The organism is Serratia sp. 3ACOL1, from assembly GCF_003668775.1.
Lineage (GTDB): Bacteria > Pseudomonadota > Gammaproteobacteria > Enterobacterales > Enterobacteriaceae > Chania > Chania fonticola.
In genome coordinates this window covers 4336907-4359711 of sequence record NZ_CP033055.1, presented here as the reverse complement: position 1 = coordinate 4359711, position 22805 = coordinate 4336907, and the positions used below count along the sequence as shown (strand labels likewise).

The 22805-nt window shown below is 57.1% G+C and carries 18 protein-coding genes; 10 read left to right on the top strand and 8 right to left on the bottom strand.

What is annotated here, in order from left to right; translation table 11 throughout:
* Positions 1–70: 70 nt before the first annotated feature.
* From D9980_RS19680 to fdhD, 5 genes are all read right to left on the bottom strand, one after another.
* Positions 71–850 (bottom strand): class I SAM-dependent methyltransferase, encoded by a 780-nt coding sequence (locus D9980_RS19680; protein WP_121608218.1) that lies wholly within the window; start codon positions 848–850, stop codon positions 71–73.
* A gap of 49 nt (positions 851–899) precedes the next feature.
* Positions 900–1571 carry a 6-hydroxyaminopurine reductase gene (gene yiiM, locus D9980_RS19675; RefSeq protein ID WP_024483273.1) on the bottom strand — a complete coding sequence of 224 codons (672 nt, stop codon included), beginning with the start codon at positions 1569–1571 and terminating at the stop codon, positions 900–902.
* A gap of 100 nt (positions 1572–1671) precedes the next feature.
* A complete protein-coding gene (locus D9980_RS19670) occupies positions 1672–3594 on the bottom strand; it encodes a methyl-accepting chemotaxis protein (protein WP_121608217.1) in 1923 nt (640 codons plus the stop codon).
* A 322-nt stretch (positions 3595–3916) separates the two neighbouring features.
* Positions 3917–4540, bottom strand: a complete 624-nt coding sequence (gene sodA, locus D9980_RS19665; RefSeq protein ID WP_121608216.1) for a superoxide dismutase [Mn] — start codon at positions 4538–4540, stop codon at positions 3917–3919.
* A gap of 128 nt (positions 4541–4668) precedes the next feature.
* On the bottom strand, positions 4669–5463 hold the full coding sequence (fdhD, locus tag D9980_RS19660) for a formate dehydrogenase accessory sulfurtransferase FdhD (protein ID WP_370454275.1): 795 nt from the start codon (positions 5461–5463) through the stop codon (positions 4669–4671).
* Between the two features lie 206 nt (positions 5464–5669).
* On the opposite strand from fdhD, the gene fdnG reads away from it, so the two are divergent.
* The 8 genes from fdnG (at position 5670) to D9980_RS19620 (ending at position 17320) form a co-directional block, all read left to right on the top strand.
* On the top strand, positions 5670–8717 hold the full coding sequence (gene fdnG, locus D9980_RS19655) for a formate dehydrogenase-N subunit alpha (protein WP_121608214.1): 3048 nt from the start codon (positions 5670–5672) through the stop codon (positions 8715–8717).
* A gap of 12 nt (positions 8718–8729) precedes the next feature.
* Entirely contained in the window at positions 8730–9641 is a 912-nt protein-coding gene (gene fdxH, locus D9980_RS19650; RefSeq protein WP_024483267.1) for a formate dehydrogenase subunit beta, read from the top strand.
* A complete protein-coding gene (gene fdoI / locus D9980_RS19645; protein WP_021181336.1) occupies positions 9638–10276 on the top strand; it encodes a formate dehydrogenase cytochrome b556 subunit in 639 nt (212 codons plus the stop codon). The genes fdxH and fdoI overlap by 4 nt, the downstream gene beginning before the upstream one ends.
* Entirely contained in the window at positions 10273–11202 is a 930-nt protein-coding gene (gene fdhE / locus D9980_RS19640; protein ID WP_115160056.1) for a formate dehydrogenase accessory protein FdhE, read from the top strand. Before fdoI ends, fdhE begins: the two co-directional genes overlap by 4 nt.
* A gap of 408 nt (positions 11203–11610) precedes the next feature.
* The gene (locus D9980_RS19635) at positions 11611–12261 is read left to right on the top strand and encodes a DcrB-related protein (protein ID WP_121608213.1); all 651 of its coding nucleotides are present in this window, start codon (positions 11611–11613) and stop codon (positions 12259–12261) included.
* Between the two features lie 71 nt (positions 12262–12332).
* The gene (gene selA / locus D9980_RS19630) at positions 12333–13724 is read left to right on the top strand and encodes an L-seryl-tRNA(Sec) selenium transferase (RefSeq protein WP_121608212.1); all 1392 of its coding nucleotides are present in this window, start codon (positions 12333–12335) and stop codon (positions 13722–13724) included.
* A complete protein-coding gene (gene selB, locus D9980_RS19625) occupies positions 13721–15562 on the top strand; it encodes a selenocysteine-specific translation elongation factor (protein ID WP_121608211.1) in 1842 nt (613 codons plus the stop codon). The genes selA and selB overlap by 4 nt, the downstream gene beginning before the upstream one ends.
* Positions 15563–15781: 219 nt before the next feature.
* Positions 15782–17320: an aldehyde dehydrogenase family protein gene (locus D9980_RS19620; protein WP_121608210.1), complete on the top strand. Its 1539-nt coding sequence runs from the start codon at positions 15782–15784 to the stop codon at positions 17318–17320.
* Between the two features lie 144 nt (positions 17321–17464).
* On the opposite strand, the gene D9980_RS19615 is transcribed toward D9980_RS19620, so the two are convergent.
* Entirely contained in the window at positions 17465–18697 is a 1233-nt protein-coding gene (locus tag D9980_RS19615) for an MFS transporter (protein ID WP_121609055.1), read from the bottom strand.
* A gap of 354 nt (positions 18698–19051) precedes the next feature.
* On the opposite strand from D9980_RS19615, the gene D9980_RS19610 reads away from it, so the two are divergent.
* The gene (locus D9980_RS19610; RefSeq protein WP_121608209.1) at positions 19052–20044 is read left to right on the top strand and encodes an acyltransferase; all 993 of its coding nucleotides are present in this window, start codon (positions 19052–19054) and stop codon (positions 20042–20044) included.
* Here D9980_RS19610 and D9980_RS19605 read toward each other — a convergent pair.
* Together D9980_RS19605 and D9980_RS19600 are read right to left on the bottom strand one after the other, a co-directional pair.
* Positions 20041–20958 carry a GlxA family transcriptional regulator gene (locus tag D9980_RS19605; protein WP_121608208.1) on the bottom strand — a complete coding sequence of 306 codons (918 nt, stop codon included), beginning with the start codon at positions 20956–20958 and terminating at the stop codon, positions 20041–20043. The two genes, D9980_RS19610 and D9980_RS19605, sit on opposite strands and share 4 nt — an antisense overlap.
* Before the next feature lie 489 nt (positions 20959–21447).
* Positions 21448–22005, bottom strand: a complete 558-nt coding sequence (locus D9980_RS19600; protein WP_121608207.1) for an isochorismatase family protein — start codon at positions 22003–22005, stop codon at positions 21448–21450.
* A gap of 245 nt (positions 22006–22250) precedes the next feature.
* Here D9980_RS19600 and D9980_RS19595 point away from each other — a divergent pair, with 245 nt between their 5' ends.
* Positions 22251–22793 carry a CS1 type fimbrial major subunit gene (locus D9980_RS19595; protein ID WP_121608206.1) on the top strand — a complete coding sequence of 181 codons (543 nt, stop codon included), beginning with the start codon at positions 22251–22253 and terminating at the stop codon, positions 22791–22793.
* The last annotated feature ends 12 nt before the right edge of the window (positions 22794–22805 follow it).

The following is a 22805-nucleotide window of genomic DNA, read 5'->3' as shown; positions in this document are numbered from 1 at the left end:
TCACGATACTTTCAGCCTAACTCGATCGGTCCCCTCTCCCTGTGGGAGAGGGTTAGGGTGAGGGGCATGCTCAGGCCTTGGTCGTAGAGAACGCGCAGGTCTGGTAAGGCACCGTGAGCGTTTCCTTCCCCCGCAGCTCCTCTTCCTCTGCCACCAACTGGCGGATCTGTTCGATCACCTGTTCCTGCTGCCGTTGCGGCAACGCGGCGATAAAGCTGGTGGATCGCACACGGTTATAAATCACATCCTCCGGCGCTCCGCTATGCCCCAGCATAAACACCTGCTCCTGTAGCTGGGCAAAACCCGGGTAAGGAAACAGCCTGCGCCATTCACCGGTATAAAAACGTGGCGCATCCCCTTCGTGGCGATCGACTATCTGATTGAGTTTGCGTACCCAGCCAACCCGCGCATCGCGCATATTCCACACCAGGCCAAGCTTGCCGCCGGGTTTCAGCACGCGCTGAATTTCCGCCAACGCCTGACGCGTAGCAAACCAGTGAAAGGACTGCGCGCACACCACGGCATCCACCGATTCATCCGGCAACGGGAGAGATTCGGCGGTACCTGCCAGCGTTTTCACCTGAGGAAATGCTGCCGCCAGTTTTTCCAGCATCTGCGCCACCGGTTCAACGGCGATGACGTTGGCACCGGTCTCCAGCAGGCGCGGAGTGAACTTGCCGGTGCCAGCACCCAGATCGATAACGGTCTTACCGGGCTGTAGATCGAGTACCTCACGCAGCCAATCGGCGATCTCCGCCGGATAATCCGGGCGGCCTAAAACGTAGCGATCCGCATTGGCCTGATAACCAGCCGCAGCCGCGTGATGAATGGAATGAGGTGATGTAGCCATAGCGCAACTCCCTAATCCAGGTCGATGGATGTCTTCTGCCTGGCGCCGGTTAACGGCCAAGCAGACGGCGGTTGAGGTCTTCGATTTTGCCGCTGGTGATGCGCGTCAGCATAGTTTTGCTCCAGCTGGCCGACAGACCCGCGACCGACAGTAAACGACGGTATTGTTCTTCATCGAACGGCATGTGCCAGGCGATGCCGATCGCTTGTGCGACGGAAACATCGCTATTACGGGTCACCAGTTCCAGCGGTTGGTCGCCACTGACGGCTCCGGCCGACACCACGCGGTACAGCCAGCCACAGCGGCCGGTTTGCTGCATCAGCACCGAAATATCGTCGATAGCGAAATGGTAGTTGAGCTTGAAACACGGAGAGCGCGGTTGGGTTACCTGGATCAGCGCTTCGCCCCAGCGGAAAATATCCCCCATAAACACGTTATGTTCGGTCAGGCCGAGAGTAGAAATATTCTCACCAAAGGCTGGCGCGCAGAACTGTTCAGCTTGAGTGGGGAACTGTTCACGCCAGTGGTCGTAATGCTCGCGCGGGTAGTGGCAAAGGGCGCGGTCAGGCCCGCCATGGTAGCTTTTTTCTGCCTGCTCATCGCCTGCCAGACCCAAGGGGGTAAGCTTCAGCGTGCCCTCCACCAGGCGTTTGGCGATAGCGCTGGGGCGGCCACCTTCATAAGGTTGAATCGAACCGAGATAGACGTCTGGGTGGTGCATGCTAGCCTCCATTCACGCTAGTTAATGCCGTCTAGCATAGCCTGAGTCGAGGGGGAGGAACAGAATAACCCGCCCGGAGATCACCGGGCGGGCGGAGGGGTTAGAAGGTCGTCCAGTTGTCTTCGGCGCTGGTGCTCGGTTTAGCCATCGATGGCGATTTGAGCTGGGTGGCTTTCGCCTCCACTGGCGCAGCCTTATCCGCCAGACGGAATACCGAGACGCTTTGCAGCAGCATCTCGGCCTGCTCTTCCAGCGAATCGGCGGCGGCGGCAGACTCTTCCACCAGCGCGGCGTTTTGCTGCGTGGTGTGATCCATTTCCACGATGGCCTGGCCAATCTGCGCGATGCCTCTGGTCTGTTCGTCGGAGGCGGCAGCTATTTCCGCCATGATATCGCGCACGTGAGTGACCGAGCGGACGATTTGTTCCATGGTGTTGCCGGTGTCTTCCACCAGAGCGGTACCGCTCTGTACCCGGCTGACCGACTCGGTGATCAGCCCTTCGATTTCTTTCGCCGCCTGGGCACTACGCTGAGCCAGATTACGCACCTCGCTGGCGACAACCGAGAAACCACGCCCTTGCTCGCCTGCCCGGGCGGCCTCTACGGCGGCGTTCAGGGCCAGGATATTGGTCTGGAAGGCAATGCCGTTGATCAGGGTGGTAATTTCGGCGATCCGCTGCGAACTGTTGGAAATATCCCGCATGGTACTAACGACGTTGTTAACCAGTTTGCCGCCCTGCTGTGCGGTTTGTGAGGCATCGGTCGCCAGCTGGTTGGCGTGATGGGCGTTGTCGGCATTCTGCTTCACCGTAGCGGTGAGCTGTTCCATACTGGCGGCGGTTTCTTCCACCGCGGCAGCCTGCTGTTCGGTACGTGAAGAGAGATCGGTATTGCCCGCAGCGATTTCCCCAGCGGCGGTGGAGACCTGGCTGACCCCCATCTGGATTTTCTCAATCATATCGCGCAGGTTCTGGCTCATGGCGGCGACGGCGTTAAGCAACTGGCCCAGCTCATCGCGGCGAGTGCTGGTTTGCGCCTGGCGTAGATCACCTTTGGCAATGCGTTCTGCCAGCATCAATGTGCTGTGCAGCGGGCGGGTGATTTGTAACGTGATACGCCATGATATCAGCAGGCCTGCAAGAATGGCGATCGCCGTGGTGATCCCCATCTGCCACTGTGCGGTATTGATATTGTTATGGGTCTGCGTCAACTCATCCTTCATGAAATTGTTAACCAGCGTGCCGATCTCGTCAGCGTAGCCGCCGAGCTGTTTACTGATCTTGATCTCATTCTCAACGGCGGGCAGGTAGGCCGCGATGTGGTCTTTATACTCGTCAAGCACGCTCAACAGAGGTTGGAGCAACGGGCGCTGTGACTCATTCAGGCGTTGGCTGAGCGTGTTGGCGGCATTGCGGGCGTCATCGATAGCGCTGAGCAATGGGGTTTCAGAATCGCGATTGGGTTGCAGCACCAGGCCACGGGCATAGTAGCGGATCTGGGTCAGCTTCTGGTTCAACTGGGTAAACGCCAGTTGCAGATCGGTAGCACCCAGTTGGCGTTCAACCTGGCTCAGGCTGTCTTGCACTTCAGACATGTTCCAACTGGCTCGCACCGCGTCTTTATCCACCACGGCTTTGGCAAACATTTTCTGTTGTTGCTCATAGTTACCCAGCAACACCACCAAGAGCTCCAGATCCTTGCGGCTTTGCTCATCCCAATTCAGGTTTTGCGCGTGGCTGGCCAGCTGCAACGCGTTCTCGATATGTTTGCGGTTACGTTCAAGGTAGTCGGTATTGTAATTTTGGCTAAACATGGCGCGGGTGTATTTAGCCTGACTGATTTCGCCCGTCAGCTGATAGCTGAAATCGATGCGGTCGCTGCGTGATTCGATAAGATTGAGGTAGGTTATCCCGGTGCCAGCGATAACGATCGCCAGTATCAACATCAGAGAGAATCCGAGTCCGAGTTTTTTACCTACGGTGAGATGAACGATTTTTCCTGCCAAAGCTTTCAATGCCGCCATGATTTATCCCTCTTTAGGCGTTAGACAATTGAACAAAGCATCGGCAACGGGCGGTTAAACTTTAGCGGCAAATAGGCAAAAAGATACCCGCATCAGCGGGCATCATCAGAGATATCCCCGTCGTCTTTCAAGCTGCAGCGTTGTTACCTGCACATAGCTATTCGGCCCATCCATGGACCTCACCCCTTCGGGGCCGCTGTGTACAGCGTTCAAATCTGTTCCCGACAGATTTGTCACCCCAGTCACTTACTAAAAGTAAGCTCCTGGGGATGAGTAAGCTTGTCGCCTAGCTGCAACTCGAAATCCATAGGGGAACGCCAAATTATTTCTTGGCTTCGGCGAAGCGTTTGGCCGCTTCGTCCCAGTTCACTACGTTCCAGAATGCCTTGATGTAGTCAGGGCGACGGTTCTGGAATTTCAGGTAGTAAGCGTGTTCCCACACGTCCAGGCCAACGATTGGCAAGCCTGAAGCGCCGGAGACGGCTTCGCCCATCAGCGGGCTGTCCTGGTTAGCGGTAGATACCACGGCCAGTTTGTCGCCTTTCAGCACCAGCCAAGCCCAGCCAGAACCGAAACGGGTGGCGGCGGCTTTCTCGAACTCTTCCTGGAATTTCTCTACGCTGCCGAAATCGCGCTCGATAGCGGCTTTCAGATCGCCACCCAGCGTGGTGCCGATTTTCAGGCCTTTCCAGAACAGGCTGTGGTTAGCGTGGCCGCCTGCGTTGTTGCGCATAAAGGTGCGCTTGTCTGCAGGGACTTTATCCAGATCCTGGATCAGCTCTTCTACGCTCAGCGAAGCCAGCTCAGGGTACGCTTCCAGCACGGTGTTGGCGTTGTTGACGTAGGTCTGGTGGTGTTTGGTGTGATGGATTTCCATCGTCTGCTTGTCGAAATGCGGTTCTAGTGCGTCGTATGCGTAAGGCAGGGATGGCAGTGAATAACTCATGATCATCATCTCCAGTAGTGTAGGGCGGCGCAAAATGTGAGCACCGCGTAAGCAGTATGATGCATTATAATTAATTAAATGATATTGAAAATGATTATCAATGCCCTACAGACTGTGTGGTTTAGGGGTTAATCAGTAATACGCTGCGGATGAGTAAACACCGTTGCCCGGCCTGGCTTGCTAAAGCCAACCAATGTCAGGTTGCTGCGCTCGGCGATTTCCACTGCCAGTGAGGTAGCGGCAGAAACCACGAACAGGATTTCGGCACCGCACATGGCGGATTTTTGCACCATCTCGTAGCTGGCCCGGCTGGAAACCAGGATTGCCCCTTGCTGCCAGCCCTGTTTGGCGCGTATGCCGATCATCTTGTCTAGCGCCACATGGCGGCCAACGTCCTCGCAGCCCCCCAGCAGTTCACCTTGTGGTGAGATCCAGCCAGCGGCATGGGTGCAACCCGTCAACTGGCCGACGTTCTGCACCTGGCGCAACTGGCTGAGGGCGCGATCGAGATTGGCCAAAGAGAAGGTCTGGGTAAAGGGCAATGGTGTGACCGGCCGGAAGATATCCGCCAGCTGTTCAATGCCACAAACGCCGCAGCCTGTGCGGCCCGCCATCGCCCGGCGGCGCTCCTTCAGCCCGGCAAAACGGCGGCTGGAAAGCTCGATTTGTACTTCCATGCCGTTGCAGGTGGGATTAACCTCTATACTGAAGATATCCCGTGGCGAGTCGATAATCCCTTCCGAGAGGGAAAAACCGAGGGCGAACGCCTCCAGATCCTTTGGCGTACACATCATCACCACGTGAGAAATACCGTTATACACCAGCGCGACCGGCACCTCTTCGGCGAGCCAATCTTGCTCTGTGGTGGTCAGTTGCCCGCGCTGGTACACCGGAGCCTGGATCAGGCCCGTGAGCTCGTTCACATTTGTGGGCTGCTCTTGGTTAATTTTGTTCACTTTCCTGGCACCTGTTTGTAACAACCCTACGCCTGCTATGGTATTATTGCGGCGCCGTTGCGGCCCATTTGGCCAATACCCACATAAGAATAGTGATTTTAGCGCTTCCCGCTTTGAGGGGGAAAGCGTCATTTGAAACAATGTGACAACACGAGAGAGAAAGGAGACCCCCCATGCAGGTCAGCAGAAGGCAGTTCTTTAAGATCTGCGCTGGCGGTATGGCAGGAACCACGGTAGCCGCACTGGGCTTTAGCCCGGCGGTGGCATTGGCGGAAACCCGGCAGTACAAGTTGCTGCGCGCCCGTGAAACCCGTAATACCTGCACGTATTGTTCCGTCGGCTGTGGGCTGTTGATGTACAGCCTTGGTGATGGCGCCAAAAACGCCAAAGAGAGCATCTTCCATATCGAAGGGGATCCAGACCACCCGGTAAACCGTGGTGCACTGTGCCCGAAAGGGGCAGGTCTGGTGGATTTCATCCACAGCGAAAGCCGTCTCCAATACCCTGAATATCGCGCTCCAGGCTCAGACAAGTGGCAACGCATCAGTTGGGACGACGCCTTCACCCGCATCGCCAAACTGATGAAAGAAGACCGCGATGCCAACTTCGAAGCTACCAACGCCGCTGGCGTAACGGTAAACCGTTGGCTCTCTACCGGGATGCTGTGTGCTTCAGCCTCCAGCAACGAAACCGGTATGCTGACCCAAAAATTTAGTCGCGCTCTCGGCATGCTTGCCGTAGATAACCAGGCGCGTGTCTGACACGGACCAACGGTAGCAAGTCTTGCTCCAACATTTGGTCGCGGTGCGATGACCAACCACTGGGTTGATATCAAGAACGCCGACTTAGTTATTGTCATGGGTGGTAATGCGGCAGAAGCGCATCCAGTGGGATTCCGCTGGGCGATGGAAGCCAAAATTCATAATAAAGCCAAGCTGATCGTCATCGATCCGCGCTTTACCCGTACTGCATCCGTGGCGGATTTCTACACGCCTATCCGTTCAGGTACCGACATTGCCTTCCTGTCGGGCGTCTTGCTGTACCTGATCACCAATAACAAGATTAACCGCGAATACGTGGACGCCTACACCAACGCTAGCCTGCTGGTGCGGGAAGACTTCGCCTTCGACGACGGCCTGTTCAGCGGCTACGACGCGGAAAATCGCAAATACGATAAAACCACCTGGAACTACCAACTCGACGAGAACGGCTTCGCCAAGCGTGATACTACGCTACAGGATCCGAACTGCGTGTGGAACCTGCTGAAAAAGCACATCAGCCGTTATACGCCAGAGGTGGTAACCAACATCTGCGGCACGCCAACCGAAGACTTCCTCAAGGTGTGCGAATATATCGCCGAAACCAGCGCCAACGACAAGACGGCCTCGTTCCTCTACGCCCTGGGCTGGACACAGCACTCGGTCGGTGCGCAGAACATCCGCACCATGGCGATGATCCAGTTGCTGCTTGGCAATATGGGCATGGCAGGTGGTGGTGTGAACGCCCTGCGTGGCCACTCCAATATCCAGGGTCTGACCGATCTGGGTCTGCTGTCACAAAGCCTGCCGGGCTACATGACGCTGCCTTCCGAGAAGCAGGCCGATCTGGAGACCTACCTGAAAGCCAACACGCCGAAGGCGCTGCTGCCGGGCCAGGTCAACTACTGGAGCAACTACCCGAAATTCTTCGTCAGCATGATGAAGAGCTTCTACGGCGACAAAGCGCAGAAAGATAACAGCTGGGGCTTTGACTGGTTGCCGAAGTGGGACAAAGGCTACGACGTTCTGCAGTATTTCGAGATGATGTCGCAGGGGAAAGTGAATGGCTATATCTGCCAGGGCTTTAACCCGGTTGCCTCATTCCCGAACAAGAACAAAGTGGTGGCCTCGCTGGCCAAGCTGAAGTTCCTGGTCACCATCGACCCGTTGAACACCGAAACCGCCAACTTCTGGCAGAACCACGATGAGTTCAACGACGTTGACCCATCGAAGATCCAGACCGAAGTGTTCCGCCTGCCGTCCACCTGCTTTGCCGAAGAGAACGGTTCAATCGTTAACTCCGGCCGCTGGCTGCAATGGCACTGGAAAGGGGCCGATGCCCCAGGGGAAGCGCTGAACGACGGTGAAATTCTGGCGGGGCTGCTGACGCGTCTGCGCGAAATGTACACCCGTGACGGCGGTGCGGTCCCTGAGCAGTTGCTGAACATGTCCTGGGATTACCTGACCCCGGAAAATCCGAAGCCAGAAGAAGTGGCGATGGAGAGCAACGGCCGGGCGCTGGCGGATGTCCTCGATCCAGACGGCAAAGTGTTGGCGAAGAAAGGCGAACTGCTCAGTACCTTCGCGCACCTGCGTGATGATGGCACCACGGCAAGTGGCTGCTGGATCTTCGCAGGCAGTTGGACGCCAGCGGGCAACCAGATGGCGCGCCGTGATAACGCCGATCCTTCTGGCCTTGGCAACACGCTGGGCTGGGCCTGGGCATGGCCGCTGAACCGCCGCATTCTGTATAACCGTGCGTCTGCGGATCCAGCGGGTAAACCGTGGGATGCCAAACGCCAGTTGCTGGAGTGGGATGGTGCCAAGTGGGGCGGGGTTGATATCCCGGACTACAGCGCCGCCGCACCGGGCAGCGACGTCGGGCCGTTTATCATGCAGCCGGAAGGCATGGGCCGCCTGTTTGCCCTCGACAAACTGGCGGAAGGGCCGTTCCCTGAACACTACGAGCCGTTTGAAACGCCGCTCGGTACCAACCCGTTGCACCCGAACGTGGTGTCCAACCCGGCTGCGCGCGTGTTCAAAGACGATCTGGCCGCGATGGGCAAATCCGACAAGTTCCCATATGTCGGTACCACCTATCGTCTGACCGAACATTTCCACTACTGGACCAAGCATGCGTTGATCAACGCTATCGCTCAGCCAGAGCAGTTCATCGAAATTGGCGAGAAGCTGGCCGAGAAGAAAGGCATCAAGCAGGGTGATACGGTCAAAGTCAGCTCCAACCGTGGCTATATCAAGGCCAAGGCGGTGGTGACCAAACGTATTCGTACTCTGCAGGTGAACGGCCAGGACGTCGACACCATCGGCATCCCGATCCACTGGGGTTACGAAGGGGTGGCGAAGAAAGGCTTTATCGCCAACACGCTGACGCCGTTTGTCGGCGACGCCAATACGCAAACGCCAGAGTTCAAGGCGTTCCTGGTTAACGTGGAAAAGGTGTAACGGAGACGAATTATGGCAATGCAATCTCAAGACATCATTCGTAAATCCGCCACCAATGGCTTCACCCCGGCACCGCGTGCGCGCGATCACCAGGAAGAAGTGGCCAAGCTGATCGATGTCACTACCTGTATCGGCTGCAAAGCCTGCCAGGTAGCCTGTTCTGAATGGAACGATATCCGCGATGAAGTGGGGCATAACGTCGGGGTTTACGATAACCCCGCCGATCTGACCGCCAAATCGTGGACGGTGATGCGCTTCTCGGAAGTTGAGGAGCACGGCAAGCTGGAGTGGCTGATCCGCAAGGATGGCTGCATGCACTGTGCCGATCCGGGCTGCCTGAAGGCTTGTCCGGCGGAAGGGGCCATCATCCAGTACGCTAACGGCATCGTCGATTTCCAGTCCGAACATTGCATCGGCTGTGGCTACTGCATCGCTGGTTGCCCGTTCGACGTGCCACGCATGAACGCGGAAGACAATCGGGTGTACAAATGTACCCTGTGCGTCGATCGCGTTGGCGTTGGCCAGGAACCGGCCTGTGTGAAAACCTGTCCGACCGGGGCGATCCACTTCGGCACCAAAGAAGCGATGAAAAATGTCGCGGCGGAACGTGTCGATGAACTGAAAACTCGTGGCTACCAGAATGCCGGTCTGTACGATCCGGCTGGCGTGGGCGGCACTCACGTGATGTATGTACTGCATCACGCCGATAAACCGCAGCTGTATCACGGTTTACCGGATAACCCGACCATCAGCCCGGCGGTGACCTTCTGGAAAGGGGTCTGGAAGCCGTTGGCTGCCATCGGGTTTGCTGCCACCTTCGCAGCCAGTATCTTCCACTACGTTGGCGTGGGGCCAAACCGCGTTGAAGAAGAGGAAGAGCAGGATCCGAAGGACGAGCATCATGATGAGGAGACGCGCAAATGAGGAAGGAAAAGCCAATTCAGCGCTACAGCGCGCCGGAGCGGATTAACCACTGGATTGTGGCGTTCTGCTTTATTTTTGCCGCCATCAGCGGGCTGGGATTCCTGTTCCCGTCCTTTAACTGGCTGATGAATATCTTTGGTACGCCACAGCTGGCACGCATCCTTCACCCCTTCACCGGGGTGTTGATGTTCGTCGCGTTCCTGCTGATGTTCCTGCGCTACTGGAAGCACAACCTGATCAACCGGGAAGATATCGTTTGGGCGAAAAACATCCACAAAATCGCCATGAATGAGGAAGTGGGTGACACTGGGCGTTATAATTTCGGTCAGAAGTGCGTATTCTGGGCGGCGATCATCAGTCTGGTGCTGTTGCTGGCCAGTGGTATCGTTATCTGGCGGCCATACTTTGCCCCCTCCTTCTCCATTCCGCTGATCCGCATCGCGTTGGTGGTGCATTCGTTGGCAGCGGTGGGGTTGATCATCGTGATTATGGTGCACATTTACGCCGCGTTGTGGGTAAAAGGCACCATTACCGCGATGGTGGAAGGTTGGGTGCCGGCTGCCTGGGCCAAGAAGCATCACCCGCGCTGGTACCGTGAGGTCCGCGAGAAACAACAGGAAGACAAACCCAGATGAGTATCCGCATCGTTCCTAAAGAGCAGTTAGGGGCACAGCGTGAAAAGTCTTCAACGGCGGAAACTATTCCGCCGTTACTTTTCGCCAACTTGAAGAGCCTTTATACCCGCCGAGCCGAACGTCTGCAGCAACTGGCCGCAGACCATCCGCTGGGTGACTATCTCAATTTTGCCGCCAGCATTGCGCAAGCGCAGAACAACGCCTGCCACGATAATCCGCTGGAGCTGGATCTCGGCGAAACGCTGACCCAGAGCGCCGCCAGCGGCAAGCCGCCGTTGGACATCAGCGTCTATCCACGCAGCGAACACTGGCACAAGCTGCTGGCATCGCTGATCGCAGAACTGCGCCCGCAGGCACCGGAACACGTGCTGGCGGTGTTGGATAACCTGGAGAAATCCTCGTCCCATGAGCTGGAGCTGTTGGCCAGCGCCCTGCTGAAAGGCGAGTTTGCCAAAGTAGGCAGCGACAAAGCCCCGTTCCTTTGGGCGGCGCTGTCGTTGTACTGGACGCAGATGGCCAGCCAGATCCCTGGCAAGGCCCGGGCCGAGTACGGCGAACATCGCCAGTTCTGCCCGGTTTGCGGCAGTATCCCGGTTTCCAGCGTGGTGCATCTTGGTACCGTGAACGGCCTGCGCTATCTGCATTGCAACCTGTGCGAGAGCGAATGGCACGTGGTGCGGGTGAAATGCAGCAACTGCGAACAAACCGGCGATCTTAACTACTGGTCACTGGAAAGTGAGCAGGCCGCGGTGAAAGCGGAAAGCTGTGGCGACTGCGGCACCTACCTGAAGATCCTTTATCAGGAGAAGGACCCGAAGGTCGAGGCGGTGGCCGACGATCTGGCTTCGCTTATCCTCGATGCCAAGATGGAAGAGGAAGGCTTTGCGCGCAGCAGTATCAACCCGTTCCTGTTCCCTGGGGAATGATGACAGTTGGGCTTATTCGTTCGCCCCTTGCCACTGTAATTGCCTAACTCAACTCCATCACTTTTGCAGCACCCTCTCCCTGTGGGCTGAGGAATCCCCAGAAAAATTGAGACCGGAAATAGGCTGCTTTTCACCCAAAAACGGGATGAAAAACAGCCTAAAGCAGGAGAAAAGAAGTCGTTCACAATTCTCTCACTGCCAATTTACGAACAAAATGGAACAAATTGCTCGTAAAACACTCGTTCTAATTCTCTGAAACCACTAAGAAAAAATTAGTGGGGATTCCTCAGCCCTGTGGGAGAGGGTTGGGGTGAGGGGGCCGCAGCGACTTTCGGATTAGACATCTGGCAAACCGGGAGGCGAGTTGCTACCGTTACGTCAAGACGCGTAACGCGAAAGGAAGACATGATGTTGAAGACCCTTGCCAAAGGCGCGGCGTTGGCCGTGCTGCTTACCGGGCTGGTAGCCTGCGATAACCAGGACAGCAAAAAGCCGGAAGTCCCCGCCCCCGAGCCAAAGCCGGTCGTGACACAACCCGTAACGCCAGCTCCAGCGCCACCGGCGGAAGAACCCAAGCCCGCCCCTGGCCTGAACGTCTCGCTGCAAAAAGGCCAAATCACCTTTGAACTGCCGCCGGGTTTCAGTGATCAGACCAAGCTTAGCGGCATCATCAACGACGACAAGTCGACCATTCAGCTGTTCCTCGACAGCAAATCACGCCAGCGCACCGTTGCTTCGGAAGTGATCCCGCCACCAGACATGAAGATCAATACCAGCGATGCGATGCTCAAAGAGCTGACGCAAAGCATCATTACCGAGCTGTCTGACCGTTATCAGAACATCAAGAAAACCAAAGAAGAGAACTTCACCGTCGGTAAGCAGAAGTTCCATCGTCTGGATACTGAACAGACGGTCAACGGGCAAAAACTGGTTTCCACCATCGTGTTGACGGTGTTCAATAAACGGGTCGTGACGTTGCAGCTGTTAACGCCAGCTAAAACACCGGATCTACATCATGCCCTGGTACAGCGAATTATTGATACCATGCAGGTTAAATAACCTGACTGGTTTAGCTCGGCACGCCAATAAGCCAGTTTGCCGATAACCGGACACTGAAAAATCGAGTGACCATGAGCACTGAATCCCAGCACCTATACAGCCAGTTACCTGCCATCGACCGCCTGCTGCGCGACCCTGCGGTTGAACCCGCCGTCGGCAGACACGGCCAGACGCTTATCAGCGAACTGTTGCGCCAGATGCAGGCACAGGCGCGTGAAGCCATCAAGACGCAGCAACAACTGCCTGCCTGGTGTCAGGACTGGCCGCAGGCGCTACAGGCACGCCTGGAACAACAGCAGCGCCCGGCGTTGCAACCGGTGTTTAACCTCAGCGGTACCGTGCTGCACACCAACTTAGGGCGAGCGCTATTGGCGCAACCGGCAGTTGATGCGGTGGTCAGTGCCATGAGCAGTGCCGTGACGTTGGAATACGATTTGGATGGCGCAGGCCGTGGGCATCGCGATCGGGCCATCGCGGATTTGCTCTGCCAGCTCACCGGGGCGGAAGATGCCTGCATCGTCAACAATAACGCGGCAGCGGTGCTATTGATGCTGGCGGCAGTGGCACCGGGCCAGCAGGTGGTGGTATCACGTGGCGAACTGGTGGAGATTGGTGGCGCGTTCCGCATCCCGGACGTCATGCGCCAGGCGGGCTGCCAACTGGTGGAGGTTGGCACCACCAACCGTACACATCTGAAAGATTATCGTGCCGCCATCAACGAGCAAACCGGCCTGTTGATGAAGGTACACACCAGTAATTACAGCATTCAAGGGTTTACCGCTGCGGTCGATGAAAGCGAACTGGCGGTGTTGGGCCACGAACAGGGCATTCCTGTGGCAACCGATTTGGGCAGTGGCTCGCTGATCGACATGGCGCAATACGGCTTGCCCGCCGAACCGATGCCGCAACGCCTGATTGCCGCCGGTGTCGATCTGGTGACCTTCTCCGGTGATAAATTGCTGGGCGGGCCGCAGGCCGGGATTATCGTCGGTAAAAAAGATCTCATTGCCCGTTTGCAACAGCACCCACTCAAGCGCGCCCTGCGCGTCGGTAAAATCACGCTGGCGGCGCTGGAAGCCACGCTGCGGTTGTATCAACAGCCGGAGTTACTGGCAGAACATTTACCTACCTTGCGCTTACTGACCCGCCCACAGCAACAGATGCAGGAAACAGCCGAGCGTTTGCAGAGCCAGTTGGCTCTGAGGTTTGCTGGCCGCTTCGAGCTGCGTAGCGAGCCGTGCTGGTCACAGATTGGCAGCGGTTCGTTGCCGGTAGATCGCCTGCCGAGCTACGCGTTGACCTTTGCTCCACTTGATGGCCGGGGCGCTACGTTAGAAGGCTTGGCCCAGCAGTGGCGTAGCTTGCCGCAGCCGGTCATTGGCCGTATCAACGACGGCAAACTGTGGCTCGATCTGCGTTGCCTGGAACAGGAGGGCGCACTGGTTGAGGCGCTGAGCGCATGATTATCGCCACCGCTGGCCATGTCGACCACGGCAAAACCACCCTGCTACAGGCGATCACCGGCATCAATGCCGATCGTCTGCCGGAGGAACAACGCCGTGGCATGACCATCGATCTTGGTTATGCCTATTGGCCGCAGCCAGATGGCCGCGTGCTGGGGTTTATCGACGTTCCCGGCCATGAAAAATTCCTCGCTAATATGCTGGCGGGCATTGGCGGCATCGACCATGCGCTGCTGGTGGTGGCCTGCGACGATGGCGTAATGGCACAAACCCGCGAGCACCTGGCGATCCTGCGCCTGAGCGGCAGAGCGCAGTTGACGGTGGCACTAACCAAAGCTGACCGTGTGGATCCTGCCCGAATCGCCGAAGTGCAAACCCAGGTGTTGGCCGAATTGGCGCAGCAAGGCTGGCATGATGTGCCGGTGTTTGTTACTGCGGCGGCCCTGGGGGAAGGTATTGATGAGCTGCGCCAGCATCTGTTGGCGCTGCAACCCGGTGAGCACTTACTATCCCGTCGTTTTCGGCTGGCAGTGGATCGCGCCTTCAGCGTCAAAGGTGCCGGGCTGGTAGTGACCGGGACGGCGCTGGGCGGCAGCGTCGCGGTAGGCGATACGCTGTGGCTGACCGGTGCGGATGTGCCGGTGCGGGTGCGCGGCTTGCATGCGCAGAATCAGACGACAGAACAGGCGGTTGCCGGGCAGCGCATTGCGCTGAATATCAGCGGTGACGTCAGCAAAGACCAGCTAACGCGCGGCGACTGGCTGTTGGCGCAACAACCGCCAGCGGCGGCAGAGCGTATTCTGGTGGCGATAGAGGCCGATGCGCCGATCCAGCACTGGCAGTCGCTACATATTCACCATGCCGCCAGCCATATCACCGGGCGCATTGCGCTACTGGCCGATAACCTGGCGGAGCTGATCCTCGATCGTCCGCTGTGGCTGGTGGAAAACGATCGGTTGGTACTGCGGGATATCAGCGCGCGCCAAACGCTGGGGGCTGCATGCGTGCTGGGGCTTTCCTCGCCGAAACGGGGCAAGCGTCAGCCGGAGTATCTGGCCTGGCTGGCAGCGCTGGCTCAGGCATCCAGCGATGGGCAGGTGCTGGATTTGCGTTTGCCGGGCGGCGCACTGGATTTGGCCGCTTTTGCCTGGGCACGACAGCTGACGGATGAGGGCCTACAGGAACTGCTGGCAGGTTATGCCCTGATGATCTCCGGCGAGATGGCGTTGGCCCCAGCCAACGTGCAAGCGCATGAGCAGCGTCTGTTGCAGGTGTTGGCCGAATATCATCAGCAACATGCCGATCAGCTAGGCCTGGGGCGCGCTCGTCTGCGCCGTATGGCGTTACCGGCGTTGCATGAGCCGCTGGTATTTATGATGATCGATCGGCTGCTGGCGGCGGGTTTGCTGCGCAATACGCGCGGTTGGCTGCATCTGCCAGACCACGGTTTGGCATTCAGCAGCGAGCAACAGGCGCTGTGGAGCCGTATTGAGCCGCTGTTTGGTGAAGAGCCCTGGTGGGTGCGCGATCTGGCCGCCTCGTTGGGCGAAGAGGAAAACAGCGTTCGCGCCGCGTTGCGCAAGGCGGCACAGCTTGGCTACGTCACCGCCGTGGTGGTCGATCGCTACTACCTCAGCCAGCGTATCGAACAGTTTGCCGCGATGATCCGCGAGCTGGACGCCACGCAAGGCAGCACCAATGCCGGTGACTTCCGCGATCGGCTGGGGGTGGGCCGCAAGCTGGCGATCCAGGTATTGGAATTCTTCGATCGCAGCGGCTTTACCCGGCGTAAGGGGAACCAGCATCTGCTGCGGGATCGCGGGCTGTTTGGCGGTTGAAATTATGGGTGCATATTGTTGCACCCAGTTTAAAAGATTGTGACACCCCTCATGCGTTTGAGCATTGTTTCGCCATTTCTCCTCATAAACCCCTATCATTCCGGCTAGAGATAGTTCACCGCTTCTTAAGTTTGATCACTGGATCTGCGGCCATGGTGCCGTGAACCTGCTTACCGTCTACGGGCGGTAAGGTTGCAGCCACGTTAAAAGGAGATACAAATGGCGAATACCACTACGGCAAGTCACCTCACGCCTGAAAACACCGGGTTTCCTCTCAAGCTGAAAAAACGTTACGACAACTTTATCGGGGGTGCCTGGGTGGCGCCGGTACAGGGCGAGTATTACACCAACCTGACGCCGATCACCGGCCAGACGCTGTGCGAAGTAGCCAGCTCCTCCTTCCAGGATATCGAGTTGGCGCTGGATGCGGCCCACGATGCCAAAGGGGCTTGGGGGAAAATGTCGGTGCAGGCGCGTGCCAACCTGCTTAACCGGGTCGCCGATCGCATGGAGCAGAATATCGATCTGCTGGCGGCGGCAGAAACCTGGGATAACGGTAAACCGATCCGCGAAACCGCCAATGCCGACGTTCCGTTGGCTATCGACCATTTCCGTTACTTTGCTGCCTGCGTACGGGCGCAAGAAGGCGGCATCAGTGAGATCGACTCAGAGACGGTGGCCTATCACTTCCACGAACCGCTGGGCGTGGTGGCACAAATCATTCCGTGGAACTTCCCGCTGCTGATGGCCTGCTGGAAGATGGCTCCGGCGCTGGCGGCAGGTAACTGCATCGTGCTGAAACCGGCCAAGCTGACGCCGCTATCGGTGCTGATGCTGATGGAACTGATCCAAGATATCCTGCCGCCAGGGGTGATCAACGTGGTCAACGGCGCAGGCGGCGAGATCGGGGAATATCTGGCCACCTCCAAACGTATCGCCAAAGTGGCCTTTACCGGTTCGACCGAAGTGGGCCGCCAAATCATGGGCTACGCTACCCAGAACATCATTCCGGTGACGCTGGAGCTGGGCGGCAAGTCACCCAACATCTTCTTTGCCGACGTGATGGATAAAGAGGACTCGTTCTTCGACAAGGCGCTGGAAGGCTTTGCGCTGTTTGCCTTCAACCAGGGGGAAGTCTGTACCTGTCCGAGCCGGGCGCTGGTGCAGGAATCGATCTACGAGCGCTTTATGGAGCGGGCGATCAAACGGGTGGAGAGCATCCGCAGCGGCAACCCGCTGGACGCCAGCACCCAAATGGGGGCGCAGGTTTCCGAAGGGCAGATGAAGACCATCCTTAACTACATCGAAATCGGCAAGCAGGAAGGTGCCAAGGTGCTGACCGGTGGCCGACGCAAGGCGCTGGATGGCGGGTTGTCGCAGGGGTACTACATGGAACCCACCATTCTGTTCGGTAAGAACAGCATGCGGGTATTCCAGGAAGAGATTTTTGGCCCGGTGCTGGCGGTGACCACTTTCAAGGATATGGATGAAGCGCTGGCGCTGGCCAATGATACCGATTTTGGCCTGGGGGCCGGGGTGTGGAGCCGCAACGGCAACATTGCCTACCAGATGGGGCGCAACATTCAGGCGGGCCGCGTCTGGACCAACTGCTACCATGCCTACCCGGCACATGCGGCATTCGGCGGCTACAAACAGTCGGGGATCGGGCGGGAAACCCATAAGATGATGTTGGAGCACTATCAGCAGACCAAATGCCTGCTGGTGAGCTACTCCGAGAAACCGATGGGGCTGTTCTGACCCGCCTGACTAACGTCAACCAGCTTGAAACGTTGGGGCGCTGCATGCTGCGCCCGTTCAGATAATCAAAGGATTAGCTCTGGACGAATACGTTAATTATTTAAGTTTAATCAGTAAGTTAAGTGGGCGCAGCATGCGGCGCCCCTACGTAGCGAGAGTGGCACCACCACGGTGTTTGCTGAGGAACATCGCCGTCAGCGTCAGCCAGCACAGGCCACTGACCAGATTGAACAGGCTGAATAATCCGTTACCGCCCCAAACGTAGGCCACCTTGGCCAGCTCGATCCCGATGGTAAACACCGACATGCTTAGCATGCCCATCACGGCCGAAACGGCACCTTTGCTCACGTTGCTGGAAAACAGCGTCAGGCGATACAGACCGGCGTTCGCCAAACCAATGCCGTAAGCATAGAGGCTCAACCCGGCGGTCATCCACAGGTAGGCGTGGGCGGAAAATACCGTGGCCAGCGCGGCGAGCAGCAGGCCCAGCAGCATCGGCCATGCGCCCAGCTTGATCGGGCGCTCAATACTGAGTTTGCCGGTGATGCGAGCCAGCGTCAGGTTGCCGAGGATCAGCGCGCCAAATACCGGGATCTGCAACAGGCCATAGTCCAGCGCCGAGAGCGACTCACCCTTAATCAGGATCACCGGAGACTGGGCAATCCAGGCCAACAGCGGCAGGCTGGCAAAGCCGATAGCCAATGAGCCACAGATAAAGCGCCGATTGATCAGCACCTGGCGATAGTCCCGCCACAGGTTGGCCGCCGAGAAGGCTTCCCCTTGCAGCGTGGCGGTTTCAGGCATGGCTTTCCACAGGCCAACAAAGGCAATCGCGGCCAGGGCGGCAAACAACACAAACATGCTCTGCCAGGAGGCAACGTGAACCCAGGCGGCCCCGGCCAACGGCCCCAGCAGCGGGGCGATCAACGCCACGTTAGCCATCAGCGCAGTGATCTTGATACATGTCGCCTCTTCAAAGGACTCCTGAATGGTGGCGTAGCCCACCGCACCGATAAAGCACAGGCCAATCCCTTGCAGGAAGCGCATCACGATAAACTGTTCGATATTGGTGACCAGCAGAATGGCCAGGCAGGTGACGATAAAGAACAGCACCCCGGCCAGCATCACCGGGCGGCGGCCACGGCGATCTGACAGCGGGCCAAGCAGCCACTGCAGGAAAATACCGCCAGCCAGATAGGCGGTCATTGAGGTGGGCACCCACTCCACGCCGGCGTTGAAGTCGGCCACGACCGCCAGCATACCGGGCTGGATCATATCGTTGGCGATATAGGTCGCGAATTCGAACAGCACCAGACAAAGTGGGAATAAAAGCGCCTGTCGGCCTAGAAGTGCCGCAGGGGGTAATGATGTTTTCATTTTTATATTACTGATAGCAAAGAAGAAATAAGGAACTGTCAGGGCGGGGATGCGCAAACTGAGCGAGTTGTGGCGGCTATTTTGCCGCCAATTGTTCACCTTGGCAATCATAAGGTGATTTTAGGCTCATTCTTAATAGCGCGTTTAAGCGTTGTGCTGCGACCCCCTGAGCTATAACCTCTGATTAACATTTCTCTATACCCGTCGTCTTTCAAACTGCAGCGTTGTTACCTGCACTATCTCACCCCAGTCACTTACTAAAGTAAGCTCCTGGGGATGAGATAGCTGGGCGCCTAGCTGCAGCTCGAAATCCATAGGGTATATGACAGAATTATAGGCAACTGACGGGCAGCAATGAGCAATAAAATTGGTTGGATAGATAACTTGCGTGCGCTGGCGTGCATGATGGTGGTGATGATCCACGCTACCACCTACTACGTCGCCAACGGTGTGGCAGTGGGCGAACATAACTGGGATATGGCTAACGTATTGAACTCGATTTCACGGGCTTCGGTGCCGCTGTTCTTTATGATTTCCGGCTTTCTGTTTTTTGGTGAGCGCAGTGCCAACCAAAAACACTTTATCCGCATTACCTGCTGTATTTTGTTCTACAGCGCCATTGCCCTGATTTATATTGCCTGCTTTACCCGCATCGGCTTTTGGCCCTCGTTGCGCGCCATCCTGCAAAAGCCGGTGTTTTATCACCTGTGGTTCTTTTACGCCATTGCGGTGGTCTACCTGCTTTCGCCGCTGATCAGCGTCAAACCGGTCTCTGGCCGCTATCTGGCCGGGGTGATTGTCATTCTGGCGATTATCGCCAACCCTAATACCAGCAAGCTGACCCTGGATAATGTCCAGCTACTGCCGGTGAACCTGTACATCTATGGCGATACCTTCTATTACCTGCTGTATGCCTTGGCAGGGCGAGCAATTGGCATGATGGCGACCCAACGGCGCGGTATGAGCCTGTTGGCGGTGCTCTGCTTTGTCGCTAGCGTGGTCCTGATTATCCGTGGCACCAAAAGCCAGATGTTTATCAACGGCAGCTTTGCCGATACGTTTTATATGTACACCGGCCCCTTGGTATTTGTGGCGGCGGTCTCGCTGCTGGTGTGGTGTAAACACTGCCTGCCGAACCCAATCGGCTGGTTAGGCGTGATCTCCCGTCATTCGCTGGCGATCTACGGTTTTCACGCCCTGATCGTTAACGTGATGCGTAACCGCCACTGGGAGTTTCCGGCCTACCCGCTGCTGGATATCTTCTGGGTGTTTGGCATGGCGCTTGGCGTGAGCCTGCTGCTGTCGATGGGGTTACAGAAAGTGGATACCCGGCGGCTGGTGTCTTAAGCCTGCCAGCGCTGCTGTGCCCGCCGCAGTTGGCGGCCAGAGGAGAAGCCCGCGGTTAGCGCGGCTTTTTCCAGGCCGTAGCCCTGCTGCAGCCGTTGCTGTGCGACCGCCAGCCGCAGCTGTTCATGGTATTCCCGCACGCTGAGGCCGATATGCAGACGGAACAGCCGGGCCAGATGGCGGCTGCTGACGTGGGCTTTCTCCGCCACCTGGGGGACCGACCACTCGGCCTCCGGCTCAGCGGCCATGACATCCTGAGCCCGATGCACGGCAGGATGCAGATGATTGCGATAGCGTAACCACGGGGAAAGCTGCGGATCGTCGCCAGAGCGGCGGAAATAAACCACCATCTCACGGGCAACCTCCAGCGCACGGTCAGCCCCACAGTATTGATTGACCAGGTGCAGCGCCAGATCGATACCGGCGGTAATGCCCGCGCTGGTAAACACCCCACGATCCTCAACGAAAATACGGTTTTCCTTCACCTGCGCGGCGGGTGCCTTCTGGCGCAGACGGTCGATTACGGCGTGGTGAGTGGTGCAATGATAGCCGTCGAGCAAGCCTGCCTGGGCGGCTAACAGCGCACCGGAGCAGACGCAAACCAGGTCAATCTGCCGCTGGGCCAAAGCCGGGCGCAAAGTTTGAAGCCAATTGCGGGCTAGAGCCGCTTCCTCGGTAGCAAAGTAATGCGATGAGTCCGCCACTCCTGGTATCACCAGAATATCCCCTTCGTTCCACTGTTGCGGCAAGAGGGCTAGCTGGCCGATCGTCATGCCGATAGAACAGGTTACTTGCGGCACTGGGCTGACATAGTGCAGCTGGAACTGCCCGGCAAGCCGCAATACCTCTGCCGGGCCGCTGACATCCAGTAACAGCACGTTGGGGAGCATCAGAAAGTAAACGGCCTTGGGCATAACACCATCCTGTTAGGCAAAGAAATGCGTAGTCATGTGTATGGTGTGAGGTATGGCTTTGGTTCAGTGATCGCCCCTCACCCTAACCCTCTCCCACAGGGAGAGGGGACCTAACGTGCCACAATTTTACTCCTGCTCCGGACCTCAGCGTCGAGGGATTTAGCGCGCCACAATTCACAATTTTACTCTCGCGCGGGAACTCAGCTTTGTGGGACTTAACTTGCTACAAGCTAACTCCTGTACCTAATTAGCACACCGTACCTGCTCCCTCTCCCTGTGGGAGAGGGGACCGAACGTGCCACAACTTTACTCCCGTTCCTGACTTCTACTCCGAGAAATTTAACGGGCTACAGGTTAACTCCCGTACCTGAATACAACACCGTACCAGCTCCCTCTCCCTGTGGGAGAGGGTTGGGGTGAGGGGAAAACACAGTGGCCGGATGACTGACAAAACGCTAGCCCCAAAAAAATCAGCAACAGGTTCGGGCATTAGCTTTGAGCATGTAAAAGTTGCGCCAATGCTTCATCGACGCTGGCAATGGTGGCAAAGCGATCGACCAGCACGGTTTCAGTATGCCGCTTTAGCTGCTCGGGGGTAAAGAGGCTGCCGTCCGGATGATGCATCGGGAAAGTGAGCGTGGCTTCGGTCACAAACGTCACTTTATAGCCCAGATCCGAGGCGACGCGGGTGGTGGTTTCACAGCATTGCTCGGTGCGAATGCCGCTGATAATCAGATGGTCGACCTGGCGTTCGCGCAGCCAGGCATCCAGGCTAGATTCGGTCAGCGCATTATGCACTCGCTTTTGCACCGTAACGTCAGCCTGATGGCTCAGAAACGGCAGGCGTTTCACGTAGCCAGACGCCAAAGAGAACGGCCCTTCAGGCGAGACATGGAACACGTCGACCAGCGGCACCCCTTGCTGCTGGCAACCTGTGATCAGGCGCGTCAGCGCCTGTTGAAACGCCGGCAGGTCGTCTTCCTGCCAGAACGGACGATGCTGAAAGGATTGTTGAACATCGATGATCAATAGTGCGCTACGTGACATTTTCGGCCCTCCTCAGTTTGGTGTAAGACCATACTGCGCTTGCGGTAGGCTAGAAAGAAGGTCAAAAACGGCCATCATGATGACAACAACGGACGGGATGAAGTTTGCGGGCAGTTACCGATAATAATCCCGGTGAACGCGGTATTGATTACTATAATTGATTGACCGTCCTTTGGCTGGAACGAGGAGGGTAAGAAGGCAAGGCCAAGACCCCACCGTTAACTTATCTGAATGGGCAATCAAACATGAAAAAACGCCAGTTGGCAGTAATTATCGCGGGTGGACTGCTGTTTTTTTCAGGGATGAGTCAGGCACAAGAACACAACGCTTCGGTCACCAAAACCATCACCATCACCGCCACTATCGGAGACAGTATTTTTGTTTCTCGCCCGCAGGGTGGGGATTGGTATCAGACGGTGGATTTAGCGGCCACCGATGGCACACAGCAATCGTTCGCCAGCAGCATACCGGTACAGGTTTGGAGCACTACGCCGCAGTTCAATGTGTCGCTGGTTCATCCACTTGAGATCGCCCGCACCGATTCGGCTTATAAAATGGATGGGGTGAAGGTTAAGTTTGCCGGTGAAGGCAGCAATGGCAAAGATCTTGGTGCTAGTGGCGCGGCACAAACCTTCAATCAGAAAGTGAAGGTGGGCAATGGCTATCAAAGCGTTTATCAGTTGAAGGTGAACGCTAATGCGCCTAAGAGCAACGGCAATGCCGACACCCAAGGTTTGTATACCGGGGAAATGGTGATGCTGTTTGAGATCGCGGCCAGCTCGATTTAACCCTTAATTTTT

What these genes read in the sequence shown, in the direction of transcription:
- D9980_RS19605 (WP_121608208.1), bottom strand. Translation starts at nt 20,958, where the DNA reads ATGCCCAAGGCCGTTTACTTTCTGATGCTCCCCAACGTGCTGTTACTG.
- selB (WP_121608211.1), top strand. Translation starts at nt 13,721, where the DNA reads ATGATTATCGCCACCGCTGGCCATGTCGACCACGGCAAAACCACCCTG.
- D9980_RS19680 (WP_121608218.1), bottom strand. Translation starts at nt 850, where the DNA reads ATGGCTACATCACCTCATTCCATTCATCACGCGGCTGCGGCTGGTTAT.
- D9980_RS19600 (WP_121608207.1), bottom strand. Translation starts at nt 22,005, where the DNA reads ATGTCACGTAGCGCACTATTGATCATCGATGTTCAACAATCCTTTCAG.
- D9980_RS19620 (WP_121608210.1), top strand. Translation starts at nt 15,782, where the DNA reads ATGGCGAATACCACTACGGCAAGTCACCTCACGCCTGAAAACACCGGG.
- yiiM (WP_024483273.1), bottom strand. Translation starts at nt 1,571, where the DNA reads ATGCACCACCCAGACGTCTATCTCGGTTCGATTCAACCTTATGAAGGT.
- fdxH (WP_024483267.1), top strand. Translation starts at nt 8,730, where the DNA reads ATGGCAATGCAATCTCAAGACATCATTCGTAAATCCGCCACCAATGGC.
- D9980_RS19670 (WP_121608217.1), bottom strand. Translation starts at nt 3,594, where the DNA reads ATGGCGGCATTGAAAGCTTTGGCAGGAAAAATCGTTCATCTCACCGTA.
- D9980_RS19615 (WP_121609055.1), bottom strand. Translation starts at nt 18,697, where the DNA reads ATGAAAACATCATTACCCCCTGCGGCACTTCTAGGCCGACAGGCGCTT.
- D9980_RS19610 (WP_121608209.1), top strand. Translation starts at nt 19,052, where the DNA reads ATGAGCAATAAAATTGGTTGGATAGATAACTTGCGTGCGCTGGCGTGC.
- fdhE (WP_115160056.1), top strand. Translation starts at nt 10,273, where the DNA reads ATGAGTATCCGCATCGTTCCTAAAGAGCAGTTAGGGGCACAGCGTGAA.
- sodA (WP_121608216.1), bottom strand. Translation starts at nt 4,540, where the DNA reads ATGAGTTATTCACTGCCATCCCTGCCTTACGCATACGACGCACTAGAA.
- selA (WP_121608212.1), top strand. Translation starts at nt 12,333, where the DNA reads ATGAGCACTGAATCCCAGCACCTATACAGCCAGTTACCTGCCATCGAC.
- D9980_RS19595 (WP_121608206.1), top strand. Translation starts at nt 22,251, where the DNA reads ATGAAAAAACGCCAGTTGGCAGTAATTATCGCGGGTGGACTGCTGTTT.
- fdoI (WP_021181336.1), top strand. Translation starts at nt 9,638, where the DNA reads ATGAGGAAGGAAAAGCCAATTCAGCGCTACAGCGCGCCGGAGCGGATT.
- D9980_RS19635 (WP_121608213.1), top strand. Translation starts at nt 11,611, where the DNA reads ATGTTGAAGACCCTTGCCAAAGGCGCGGCGTTGGCCGTGCTGCTTACC.